The sequence below is a fragment of the Guyparkeria sp. genome (assembly GCF_046540515.1).
Classification (GTDB): Bacteria; Pseudomonadota; Gammaproteobacteria; order Halothiobacillales; family Halothiobacillaceae; genus Guyparkeria.
In genome coordinates, this window is the sequence record NZ_JBKHFB010000006.1 from 39,570 (window position 1) to 51,192 (window position 11,623).

The 11,623-nt window shown below is 66.7% G+C and carries 10 protein-coding genes; 8 read left to right on the forward strand and 2 right to left on the reverse strand.

Annotated elements, in window-relative coordinates; genetic code table 11:
• Nucleotides 1-174: 174 nt before the first annotated feature.
• The gene (locus tag ACLFRM_RS01520; RefSeq protein WP_410753869.1) at nucleotides 175-879 is read left to right on the forward strand and encodes an endonuclease/exonuclease/phosphatase family protein; all 705 of its coding nucleotides are present in this window, start codon (nucleotides 175-177) and stop codon (nucleotides 877-879) included.
• An 8-nt stretch (nucleotides 880-887) separates the two neighbouring features.
• On the opposite strand, the gene yihA is transcribed toward ACLFRM_RS01520, so the two are convergent.
• A complete protein-coding gene (gene yihA, locus ACLFRM_RS01525; protein WP_410753859.1) occupies nucleotides 888-1,526 on the reverse strand; it encodes a ribosome biogenesis GTP-binding protein YihA/YsxC in 639 nt (212 codons plus the stop codon).
• 256 nt (nucleotides 1,527-1,782) lie between these two features.
• Here yihA and ACLFRM_RS01530 point away from each other — a divergent pair, with 256 nt between their 5' ends.
• From ACLFRM_RS01530 to ACLFRM_RS01560, 7 genes are all read left to right on the forward strand, one after another.
• Nucleotides 1,783-2,418, forward strand: a complete 636-nt coding sequence (locus ACLFRM_RS01530) for a c-type cytochrome (RefSeq protein WP_410753860.1) — start codon at nucleotides 1,783-1,785, stop codon at nucleotides 2,416-2,418.
• A gap of 215 nt (nucleotides 2,419-2,633) precedes the next feature.
• Entirely contained in the window at nucleotides 2,634-4,628 is a 1,995-nt protein-coding gene (locus ACLFRM_RS01535; RefSeq protein ID WP_410753862.1) for a cytochrome c biogenesis protein ResB, read from the forward strand.
• Nucleotides 4,629-4,661: 33 nt separating this feature from the next.
• Nucleotides 4,662-5,870 carry a c-type cytochrome biogenesis protein CcsB gene (gene ccsB, locus ACLFRM_RS01540; protein WP_410753863.1) on the forward strand — a complete coding sequence of 403 codons (1,209 nt, stop codon included), beginning with the start codon at nucleotides 4,662-4,664 and terminating at the stop codon, nucleotides 5,868-5,870.
• Between the two features lie 142 nt (nucleotides 5,871-6,012).
• Nucleotides 6,013-6,660, forward strand: coding sequence for a thiol:disulfide interchange protein DsbA/DsbL (locus tag ACLFRM_RS01545; protein ID WP_410753864.1), 648 nt, complete (start codon nucleotides 6,013-6,015; stop codon nucleotides 6,658-6,660).
• A 7-nt stretch (nucleotides 6,661-6,667) separates the two neighbouring features.
• Nucleotides 6,668-8,311, forward strand: coding sequence for an acetolactate synthase large subunit (locus ACLFRM_RS01550; protein WP_410753865.1), 1,644 nt, complete (start codon nucleotides 6,668-6,670; stop codon nucleotides 8,309-8,311).
• Complete coding sequence (locus ACLFRM_RS01555; protein ID WP_410753866.1) at nucleotides 8,308-9,147, forward strand: endonuclease/exonuclease/phosphatase family protein; 840 nt, start codon at nucleotides 8,308-8,310, stop codon at nucleotides 9,145-9,147. Before ACLFRM_RS01550 ends, ACLFRM_RS01555 begins: the two co-directional genes overlap by 4 nt.
• Nucleotides 9,148-9,209: 62 nt before the next feature.
• Nucleotides 9,210-10,619 carry a diguanylate cyclase gene (locus tag ACLFRM_RS01560; RefSeq protein WP_410753867.1) on the forward strand — a complete coding sequence of 470 codons (1,410 nt, stop codon included), beginning with the start codon at nucleotides 9,210-9,212 and terminating at the stop codon, nucleotides 10,617-10,619.
• 33 nt (nucleotides 10,620-10,652) lie between these two features.
• Here the strand turns inward: ACLFRM_RS01560 and ACLFRM_RS01565 are convergent.
• The coding region (locus tag ACLFRM_RS01565; RefSeq protein WP_410753868.1) for a UbiD family decarboxylase at nucleotides 10,653-11,623 on the reverse strand (971 nt) is incomplete at its 5' end.

The following is an 11,623-nucleotide window of genomic DNA, read 5'->3' on the forward strand; positions in this document are numbered from 1 at the left end:
ACGCCGCAGATGGGCCCTTGGAGCCCCGCCCGGACGGGGCTCGCGGGTTTGCCCGCACTCGGCGTTGCCGTCCCTCGACGGGCAACGAGCCCGTCTTCGGTCCGGCGCCTTGATTACGAACAAACCCGCGAGCCAGAGATGCCATCGAACCGTGCAGAGTTTCCCTTGCGATTCGTGACCTGGAACATCCACAGCTGCATCGACCACCGCGGCCGCTACACGCCGGAACGCACCGCCCGGGTGCTGCGTCTGCTCGCCCCCGACGTGGTGGCCCTGCAGGAGGCGAACCTGGTCGCCGAGCCGGCCGACGACCGACTGCTCCGAGCGCTCGCCCCGATCCTGCCGCACTGGCTGTTCGCCCCCACGCACGAGCGCGGCTGCCTGCAGCGCCCGGGCGAGGTGACCGGGTTTGGCAACCTGATCATGTCGCGCTGGCCGATCCACCCCGAAGATCCGCTCGAGCTTTCGCACGTCGGCCGCGAGCCACGCCAGGCGTTGCGGGCACGACTCGACCTGCCGGAAGGCGAACTGCACTGCTGGGCGGTCCACCTCGGTCTGGGCCTGGCCGAGCGACGCGAGCAGGGGCGACGACTGGCCGCGGCGCTGGCCGACCTGCCGGACGACGAGCCGCTGTTGCTCGCCGGCGACTTCAACGAGTGGTTGCCGCGCGCCCGCAGCCTCGGCGCACTGCACCCCTACCTGACCCGACTGCCGACACGACGCACCTTTCCGGCGGGGCGCCCGCTGCTGCCGCTCGACCAGATCTGGATGCGCGGCCCACTGCGCGCCCAGGCCCTCAAGGCGGTCCGCGACCCGATCGTGCCGCGTATCTCCGATCACCTGCCGCTGGTCGCCGACCTCACCATCGAGGCACGCTGAAGCGCTCGTCAGTCCGGGGCGCGATCCAGCCACGCGCTGATCACGTCACGGACCTCGCGCACGTGAGTGCCCTTGGTGCCCGAGAAGGCCATCCACTGCCCGTTGGGCAACGGGTGCTCGCGCGCCAGCTTCGCCACCGTCTGCTTGACCTGGCCGAAGCCGAGCTTGTCGGCCTTGGTCAGCAGGGCCAGCACCGGCAGCCCGCGCGCCATCGCGTACTCGATCATCTGCTGGTCGAGCGCCTTGAGCGGGTGGCGGATGTCCATGATCACCACCACGCCCACCAGCGACTGTCGTTCGGCGAAGTACTGCGCCATCGCCTCGCCCCAGGCACGGCGTACCCGCTCGGGCACCTTGGCAAAACCGTAGCCGGGCAGGTCGACCAGTCGGCGTCGGGCACCCTCGGTCTCGCCGCCGAGCCCGAACAGGTTGATCATCTGGGTGCGACCCGGTGTGCGCGAGGTCCGCGCCAGGGCCTTCTGCCCGACCAGGGCGTTGAGGGCGGTCGACTTGCCGGCGTTCGAGCGCCCGGCGAAGGCGACCTCGGCGCCGACGTCCTCGCCGATGTCGGTCAGGCGTGGGGCGCTCTTGATGAAGGAAGCGGCGTCGAACAGGCGGCGCTGGTGTCGAGTGGAGTCGTCGGTCATGCGGTTCAACCAGGCTTTGAAGGAGAAGGGGCGCAAACGGGCCCACATCCGGATGCTGGCATCCTGCCACGCCGCGAGGTTGCAAGCGAGTGACTTATGCGGTTTGATTACGGGTCGTTTTGACGATGCCCGGAAATTCATTCTGGGAATAACGCAGTGAAACACTAGGCCAGGCACCTGTATTTTTGGGGCGCCTTGCAAACCACTTCAACGGCCAGGGCCGGCCGAACGCGAAACCACAACGAGATCGTTAGCGATGATGACAGCAGTTCACCCGATGCCGCGGCGCGGCCGTTTCACCGCCGGCATGCTCCTGGGGCTTTCCTTTTTCGCCGGCGCCGCACAGGCCAGTGACGATGGCTCGATCAAGGCCGGGCGCGAGGCCGCCCAATCCTGCGCCTCCTGCCACGGCGACAAGGGAAACAGCAACAATCCCGCCTTTCCGTCACTGGCAGGCCAGCCGGCCAAGTACGTGGCCGCGCAACTGACGGCCTATCGGGACGGCGAGCGCGAGAACGCCATCATGAGCGGTCAGGCCTCCGGTCTCAGCGACCAGCAGATCGAGGACATCGCCGCCTACTACGCCGCCCAGGAGCGCAAGGTGGCCAGCCCGGCCGGCGAAGGCTCGGAACTCGGCGCCGATCTGTACCACCAGGGACGCGATGAGGTCGCCGCCTGCGCGGCCTGCCACCACAGCGAAGGCCACGGCAACCAGCCCGCCGGCTTCCCCGCACTGCGCGGACTGTCGGCCGACTACGTCGCCCAGTCACTCAAGGGCTACCGTAGCGGCGACCGCGACCACGGCCAAGCGGAGATTATGATCCCGCTGGCCGCCGATCTGTCCGACGAAGAGATCGACGCGCTGGCCGCGCACATCGCCAGCCTCGACTGAGCGCGCCCCGGCCGGGACGCGCCGCGATTCCTCCCCAGCGGGGAACCCGGGGCACCTCCCGGCGTCTGAGTAGGCTGGCGAACGCATCCCGATGCCGACCGCCGCCCCAAACACCGACCCGATCCCGCGAAGGCTAGCCGATGACCTCCCAGGCCCAAACCGCCCGCAAACGCCGCCGCAGCCTTGGCTCGCGCCTGTACACCTGGCTCACGTCGATGAACCTGGCCATCGCGCTGCTCTCGATCCTGGCGATCGCCTCGGTGATCGGCACCGTGCTGCAGCAGAACCAGCCGTTCAACGACTACCTGATCGAGTTCGGCCCGTTCTGGTTCGAGGTGTTCAACACCCTGGGGCTCTACGATGTCTACTCGGTGGGCTGGTTCGTGGCCATCCTGCTGTTCCTGCTCGCCTCGACCAGCGCCTGCCTGATCCGCAACGCCCCGGGCTTCATGCGTGACATCCGGAGCTTCCGCCTCAACGCACAGGACAAGTCGCTGCGCGCCTTCGCCCATTCCCGGCAATACCAGAGCGACCTGCCGGCAGCGACCATCGTCGAGCGCACCCAGGCACTGTTCGGCCAGCTGGGCTACAAGGCGCGAGTCAAGGAACGTGACGGCGAAATCCTGGTGGCGGCACGCAAGGGCGGCATGAACCGCATCGGTTACGTGCTCACCCACCTTGGCATGGTGGTGATCCTGGTCGGCGGGCTGATCGACAGCAAGATGTACCTCAAGACGCTCAACATGCTGGGCGTGGTCGAGGTCGAGACCCGTGATCTGCCGGTCAGTCAGGTGCCCGAGGAATCCCACCTGCCGCCGGGTGCGCTGGCCGGCTTTCGCGGTTCGGTGAACATTCCCGAGGGCAAGTGGGGCGACGTGGCCTTCATCGGCCTGAAGGACGGCTACGTGGTGCAGAACCTGCCGTTCAAGATCGAGGTGGAGGACTTCCACATCGAACACTACGACACCGGCATGCCCAAGTCCTTCAACTCGGACCTCAAGCTCACCGACAAGGAAACCGGCGAGGTGATCGAGGAAACCATCCGGGTCAACCACCCGCTCAAGTACAAGGGCTACAACATCTTCCAGTCGAGCTTCGGCGACGGCGGCACGGAGCTCGAGTTCGACGCCTGGCAGCTGTTCGGCAAGGCCGGCACCAAGCAGGAACTGGAGGGCACGGTCAACAAGGAGCGGACCTTCGAGTTCGAGGACGAGAAGTACACCCTCGAGTTCCGCGATTTCTCGCTGTTCAACGTCAACCCCACCGAAGGTCCGGACGGCAACACCGAGAACACCAACTTCGGTCCGTCGGTGACGTTCCGCCTGCGCGACGGCTCCGGTCAGGCCATCGAGTACGAGAACTACTTCCAGCCGGTCGACTTCGACGGCACCAAGTATTTCCTCAGCGGCGTGACCCCCGAGGTTGGCGCCCAGCAGCAGTTCCTGTTCATCCCGGCCGACCGCAACGACTCGCTCGAGACGTTCATGGCGTTCTACGCGACGCTCAAGGATCGCGACGAGATCACCCGGATCGCGGCCGAGCTGGTCGCGCAGACCCCGCAGGGCAACCAGGGTGGCGCGGCACAGAGTTCCGCGGCCCGCTCGATCGCCGATATGGTCGAGACCTTCGTCGAGCAGGGCTTCTCCAGGCTGGGCGAACAGGTCGAGCAGCAGCTGGCCGAACGCGACATGCCGCCGGAGATGGCCGAGCAGGCACGTGAATCGTCCTTCCGCGTGGTCCAGTCGGTCCTGATGCGCGCCTACATGGAGACCCTTCAGGAACAGGGCGTCGAGGACTTCGGCGACCGCGACGAGGAATTCTTCGAGAAGGCTCTCGATGTGGTGACCGTCATTCCGAACTACGGCTCGCCCATCTTCGTCGCGCCCACCGGCTTCAATCACATCCAGTCGACCGGCCTCGAGGTCACGCGGGCGCCGGGCATGTTCTGGGTGTACCTGGGTTCGCTGATGCTGACCCTCGGCATCTTCATGCTGTTCTACATCCACTATCGTCGACTGTGGGTGTTGATCAAACCGGCCGGCTTGACCGATGATGACCGGCCGACGCACCACCGGGTGGTGGTCGCCGGCACGGATGCCCGCAAGAACATCGACTTCGACCAGGCCTTCGCCCAGTTCAGCGATGAACTCATGCGTCAGACCGGGTCCAACGACCAGAACGACGCGTCCACGACGCCCGGCAAGGGCTAGAGGCGCCGGACAATCCGCGCAGGAGAAACCACGATGTCTGTCCCGAACGAACAGATGGTCAACGGCTATCAACCCACGTCCAACCTGCCGTCGCCACGGCACATTGGCCTGATCGACGTGCTCTGGGCGGTGGCGATGCTGGTGATTGCCGGCATCGGCTACGCCCAGTACAGCGAGTCGCTCGACGTCTACACCACCAGCACCCTGTTCGGCACCGCGCTCGGCCTGGGCTTTCTCGGCTGGGTCTGGCCGGCGACCCGCTGGCTGGTAGGTATCGTGGCGATCATCTCCACCTACGCCGTCTGGCAGTACAACATCCTCGGCGCCGACGGGCCGGTGGGCCGTGGCGGACTGGCCGACTTCCAGGAATCCAACTTCCTGTTCAAGTATTTCCTCTCCAGCACCTCGGCGACGATGTGGATGGTCGCGCTCTACATCCTGTCGATCCCGACCTACTTCATCGCCACGATGGCGCGCTCCGAGTACGGCCTGAAGGTCGGCTCGGCACTGGTATGGACCGGGTCGGTGATGGGCTTCGTCGCCTTCTTCTCCCGCTGGCGCGAGGGTTACCTGATCAACCTCGATTACGGCCACATCCCGGTGAGCAACCTCTACGAGGTGTTCATCGTCTTCGCCGTGTTCACTGCCCTGCTGTATCTCTACTACGAAAAGCGTTACAACAACCGCAGCCTGGGCGGCTTCGCCATGCTGATCGTCGGCGTCTCGTTGGCGTTCCTGCTCTGGTACCAGTTCGACCGTCAGGCCCACATCATCGAGCCGCTGGTCCCTGCGCTCAACAGCTGGTGGATGAAGATCCACGTGCCGGCGAACTTCGTCGGCTACGGCACCTTCGCCATCGCCGCGATGGTCGGCATCGCCTACCTGATCAAGTACAAGATGGGCGGCGACGGCCCCAACGACCGCCTGCCGTCGCTGGCCGTGATGGACGACATCCAGTACAAGGCCATCGCGCTGGGCTTCGCCTTCTTCACCATCGCCACCATCCTCGGCGCCATGTGGGCGGCCGAGGCCTGGGGCGGCTACTGGAGCTGGGATCCGAAGGAGACCTGGGCCCTGATCGTCTGGCTGAACTACGCCGCCTGGCTGCACATGCGCCTGACCAAGGGCTGGCGCGGTCCGGTCATGGCCTGGTGGAGCATCGGCGGCCTGTTCATCACCAGCTTCGCCTTCCTCGGGGTGAACATGTTCCTCTCGGGGCTGCATTCCTACGGCGAACTCTGATCCCGACAGGGCCCGTACAGACAATGGGGCAGTCGGCTGCAATCGCAGCGGGCCTGCCCCATACTTCGTTCCGGGGTGGCGGCACGGCCACTGCCCCGCCGCTACCGAACACACCGTCCTGACCGACACACGGAGACGCTCGATGCCCGTCACACGATTCACTACCTGTCTCAAGGGCCTGGCCGCCACACTGCTTACGACCGTCGCCCTGATCCTGACCGCGCCCGCCATGGCAACCGACGGGGAAGGCTACCGGGAGGTGAAGACCGACGTCAGCTCGCCGGAGGGCAAGGTGCTGGTCCAGGAGTTCTTCTGGTACGGCTGCCCGCACTGCCACTACCTCGAGGCCGAACTCGAGCCCTGGCTTGAAGGGCTCGACGAGGACGTGATCTTCGAGCGTCGCGCACTGGCACTGGGCGAACACTGGCTGCCGCTGACCCGCGCGTTCTACGCCGCCGAGCAGCTCGATGCCGTCGACGACACGCACGCCGAGGTCTTTCACGCCATCCACGAGGAAGGCACCCGCCTGACGGACGCCGAGGCGATCGCCGACTTCTACGCCGAGCAGGGCGTCGACCGCGACGCATTCCTCGACGCCTACGAGGGCTTCGGCACCCAGAACGCCATCCGGAAGACCAACCAGATCGCCCAGGCCGCCCAGGTGCGCGGCGTGCCGGCGCTGCTGGTCGATGGCCGTTACCTGGTTACCGGGCGGCTGGCCGGCGGCAACGCCGAGATGCTCGATGTAGTCGATTCGCTGATCGAACAGATCCGTGACGAGCGGGACTGATCGCCCCGTGAGAACCGGAGCCCAGCTGCTGCTGCGCTGCCTGGAGAACGAGGGTGTCCGTTATGTCTTCGGCATCCCCGGCGAGGAGAACCTCGACTTCGTCGATGCCCTCAACGAGTCGTCGATCGAGCTGGTCGTCACCCGCCACGAGCAGGGTGCGGCGTTCATGGCCGATATCGTCGGCCGGCTGACCGGCAAGCCGGGCGTGTGCTTCTCCACCCTCGGGCCCGGGGCGACGAATCTCGTCACCGGCGTGGCGGATGCCAACATGGACCACGCCCCTCTGATCGCCATTGCCGGCCAGGCCGGGATCGACCGGCTGCACAAGGAGTCCCACCAGGTCCTGGATCTCGTGCGGATGTTCGAGCCGATCACCCGCTACGCCTCACGGGTGATCACGCCCGCGGCGATCCCGGAAACCGTCCGTCGGGCGGCCAAGTTCGCCGAGGCCGGCAAGGGCGGCGCGAGCTTCATCGAGTTGCCCGAGGACGTCGCCGCCATGCCGGTGGAGTCGGACTACGCCTCGCCCCTGCCGGTGACCTCCAACGGCGCGAGTCAGCCACGCGAGTCCTGCCTCGAGCAGGCCGCCGAGGCATTGAGCGGCGCGCGACACCCCATCATCCTCGCCGGGCACGGTGTGGTGCGGGCCGGGGCGAGCGAGGCCCTGGCGGCGCTCGCCGAACGGCTCAACATCCCGGTGGCCAACACCTTCATGGCCAAGGGCGTGATCCCGTTCCGCCACCCGATGGCACTGGGTTCGGTGGGCCTGCAGTCGAAGGACTACGTCAACGTGGGCTTCGACCAGGCCGACGTGATCGTCTGCATCGGCTATGACCTGGTCGAGTACCACCCCCAACTGTGGCATCCCACCCGCGACCGGCAGATCATCCACGTCGACACCGAAGCGGCCGAGGTCGACGCGCACTATCCGGTCGCCACCAGCATCGTCGGCGACATCAACACCGCCATGCAACGCCTGGGCGAGCTCACCACGCCGCACGAGGGCCCGGCCTTCCGCGATCTGCGCGAGGCGCTGATCGAGGACATGAACCGGCACGCGGACGACGACTGCCTGCCGATCAAGCCGCAGAAGCTGATCTGGGACCTGCGCACGGCCCTCTCCAGCCGGGACATCGTCATCTCCGACGTCGGCGCCCACAAGATGTGGCTGGCGCGCATGTACCGCTCCGAGCGGCCCAACAGCTGCATCATCTCCAACGGCTTTGCCAGCATGGGCATTGCGCTGCCCGGCGCGATCGCCGCCAAGCTGCTCTACCCGGAGCGGCACATCGTCGCCGCGACCGGTGACGCCGGGTTCCTGATGAACGTCCAGGAACTCGAGACCGCGGTACGCTGCAAGACCCCGATCATCGTCCTGATCTGGAACGACGGCGGCTACGGGCTGATCGACATGAAGCAGCGCCGCGGTTTCGGCCGGTCCACCGGCGTGCACTTCGGCAACCCGGATTTCGTCCAGCTCGCCGAGAGCTTCGGCGCGAAGGGCTACCGGGTCGAATCCGGCGACGGGCTGTTGCCGATCCTCAAGGACGCGATGGCCAGCGAGGCGGTCTGCGTCATCGACGTGCCGGTCGACTACCGCGAGAACGAGCAGCTCACCCGGCGGCTCGGCGAGACCCTGGTGGGCGGATGATCGGCCGGGCGGCCAGCCGACGCTGCCTGAGTTGCAGCCCGGCCAGCGGCGGGCCCGACGACTTCATCGACGTGCGCGGCCATCAGCCGCTGCGCCTGCTCTCTCACAACATCCAGGTCGGCATCGCCACCCATCGCTACCGCGACTACCTCACCGGCGGCTGGAAGCACCTGCTGCCGAGTGCCGACCGCACCCGCAGCCTGGAGGCGATCGGGCCGACCTTGTCGCACTTCGACATCATCGGCCTGCAAGAGGCGGACGCCGGCTCGATCCGCAGTCGCTTTCTCAACCAGGCCGAGCACCTCGCCGAGCTGGCCGAGCTGCCGCACTGGGCCGTGCGGGTCAACCGCGATCTGGGCCAGTTCGGCAAGCACGCCCTGGGTCTGATCAGCCGCATCCAGCCGCTGGCGATCGATCAATGCCCGCTGCCGGGGCGCATGCCCGGGCGCGGGGCGCTGGTGGCGGACTTCCGCTGGGATGGACACCCGTTACGGGTGATCGACACCCACCTTGCCCTGAGTCGTCGGGCCCGCCAGATGCAGTTCGACCAGCTGGGCGAGCTGGCCGACGTACCCGGCTATGTCGTGGTGATGGCGGACTTCAACTGCGAACCGGACGACCCGGGCATGCAGCAGTGGTGCATCGATAACGGCCTGAAGCTGCCCATCCGGTCGCCGCTGACCTACCCGCGCTGGCGTCCACAGCGTGCGATCGACCACATCGCCGTGAGCCAGTCGCTGGATATCCGCGGCACCGAGGCACGCCCGATCGGCGGCTCCGATCACGTCCCCCTCGCGATGAGCATCGCGCTACCATCGCCGCGGAAAGCCGGCTAGGCTTGACGCGCCACACCGCCGGCAGACGACCCTGAAAAACGAGCGAGGGAGAGATCACCACGATGGCCGAGGCACCCACCGAGTCGACGGCACCGGACGACTACCGGCAGCGTTACGAACAGCTGCTGGGCGAAGTCGGCCGACTGGAGGACCATGATCAGGAGCTGGGCGGGTTGCTCAAGCTCACCCTCTCGCGGGTCCTGTTCGCCGTCGACAAGGCCTACCCGGAGCTGGCCGACGACGCCGCCCGGATTCGCGAAAAGGCGCGCAAGCAGGACGAGCACGGCTTCGAGGTCGGCCGCCTCAAGGGCGATATCGAGGACCTCGCCCGGCGGATCCGCGAGCTCGAGGCCAGCCAGCCCGACGACGCACCACCAAAAGCTGCGCCACCCAGCCACGACACCCATGCCGGCTCGGCCGCGCAGGTGCGCGAGGTACTGCCGCTGCTGCTCGACCGCATCGCCTTCGTCGACTCGCTCGAGGGCAGACGGGCGCGGCTCATCAATACCATCGATGACCCCAACGACACCACCCTGCCCAGCATCCTGATCGACCGGGTCGCCACGCTGATCAATGACATGCGCCAGGCCATCGAGAAGGAGAAGGGTGAGCTGGCCCGCTTTCTCGAGCAGGTCACCGAGGCGCTGGCGGACATCGACCAGTTCAGCCAGGCCCAGACCGACGACCTCGCGGTGCAACGCGACGCCCGTCTCAAGCTGGACGATTCGCTGCGCGAGCATGTCGACCACATCACCAAGCAGGTCGAGTCGGCCGATGACCTGGACGGTCTCCGGCAGGTCGTGCGCGAACGCATTGACCGGATCCGTCAGCAGGTGCAGGCCTTCCAGCAAGCCGAGGAACGCCGGCAGGAAGACGTCGAGGCGGACAACGAGCAGCTACGGGCGAAGCTCGCGCGCCTGGAAGACCAGACCCGCATGCTCGAGGAACAGCTCAAGCAGAGCGAGGCGAAACTGTTCCGCGACAATCTCACCGGGCTACCCAACCGGCTGGCCTTCGATCACCGCGTGCGGCTGGAAACCGCACGCATGCGCCGTGACAACTCGCCGCTGACGCTCGCCATCTGGGACCTGGACCACTTCAAAAGGATCAACGACCAGCTCGGCCACCAGGCCGGAGACAAGACCCTGATCATCGTCGGCAAGACCTTCATGGATCTGATCCGCGACGTCGACATGATCGCGCGTTTCGGCGGCGAGGAGTTCGTCATGCTGCTGCCCGGGGCAAACGGCGAGGAGGCAATGAAAGTGGTCGAACGCATCCGGGAAAAGCTCGCGCGCACCAAGCTGCGCTACCGCGGTCAGGAGATCGGGGTCACCGCCTCCTGCGGGCTGGCCGAGTTCGCCCCGGGCGAGGAGATGGAAACGGTCTTCACGCGTGCCGACGATGCGCTCTACCAGGCCAAGGAACAGGGTCGCAATCGTTGTGTGCTCTCGGCCGACAGGGTCGACTGACGCCTCACCCCGGGATCGCGGCAGACCGGCGGTTCAATCGTTCCCTGCGGCCTCGGCCCGGGCCATCACCGCCTCGAACACCGCTGCCATCGCCTGCTCGGCCTGCGGATCCGGCCGGATCGGCCGGCCCCACTCCCGGTCGGTCTCGCCGGGCCATTTCGAGGTGGCATCCAGCCCCATCTTGCCGCCCAGCCCGGAGACGGGCGAGGCGAAGTCGAGATAGTCGATCGGGGTGTTCTCGACGAGATGCGTGTCACGCACCGGGTCCATGCGCGTGGTCATCGCCCAGATCACGTCCTCCCAGGAACGCGGGTCGACGTCGTCGTCGACCACGATGACGAACTTGGTGTACATGAACTGGCGCAGGAAGCTCCACACGCCCATCATCACGCGCTTGGCGTGGCCCGGATACTGCTTTTTCATCGATACCACCGCCATCCGGTAGGAACATCCCTCCGGCGGCAGGTAGAAGTCGACGATCTCCGGAAACGGCTTCTGGATAAGCGGCACGAACACCTCGTTGAGCGCCACGCCGAGGATGGCTGGCTCGTCCGGCGGGCGGCCGGTGTGCGTGCTGTGGTAGATCGGGTTCTTGCGATGGGTGATGCGCTCGATGGTCATCACCGGGAAGGTCTCGGTCTCGTTGTAGTAGCCGGTGTGATCCCCGTAGGGACCTTCGACGGCCGTGTCCTCCGGGTGGATGAACCCTTCGAGGACGATCTCCGCGTTCGCCGGCACCAGCAGATCGTGCGACAGGCACTCGACCAGCCGGGTGCGCTCGCCGCGCAACAGGCCCGCGAAGGCGTACTCGGAGAGCGTGTCGGGTACCGGGGTGACCGCGCCGAGGATCGTGGCCGGGTCGGCCCCCAGCGTGACGGCGATGGGAAACGGCTGGCCCGGATGGGTCTGTTGCCAGTGGGCGAAGTCCAGCGCCCCGCCGCGGTGGGCCAGCCAGCGCATGATCACCCGGTTGCGGCCGATCACCTGCTGGCGGTAGATGCCCA

What these genes read in the sequence shown, in the direction of transcription:
- yihA (WP_410753859.1), bottom strand. Translation starts at nt 1,526, where the DNA reads ATGACCGACGACTCCACTCGACACCAGCGCCGCCTGTTCGACGCCGCT.
- ACLFRM_RS01530 (WP_410753860.1), top strand. Translation starts at nt 1,783, where the DNA reads ATGATGACAGCAGTTCACCCGATGCCGCGGCGCGGCCGTTTCACCGCC.
- ACLFRM_RS01535 (WP_410753862.1), top strand. Translation starts at nt 2,634, where the DNA reads ATGAACCTGGCCATCGCGCTGCTCTCGATCCTGGCGATCGCCTCGGTG.
- ccsB (WP_410753863.1), top strand. Translation starts at nt 4,662, where the DNA reads ATGTCTGTCCCGAACGAACAGATGGTCAACGGCTATCAACCCACGTCC.
- ACLFRM_RS01545 (WP_410753864.1), top strand. Translation starts at nt 6,013, where the DNA reads ATGCCCGTCACACGATTCACTACCTGTCTCAAGGGCCTGGCCGCCACA.
- ACLFRM_RS01555 (WP_410753866.1), top strand. Translation starts at nt 8,308, where the DNA reads ATGATCGGCCGGGCGGCCAGCCGACGCTGCCTGAGTTGCAGCCCGGCC.
- ACLFRM_RS01560 (WP_410753867.1), top strand. Translation starts at nt 9,210, where the DNA reads ATGGCCGAGGCACCCACCGAGTCGACGGCACCGGACGACTACCGGCAG.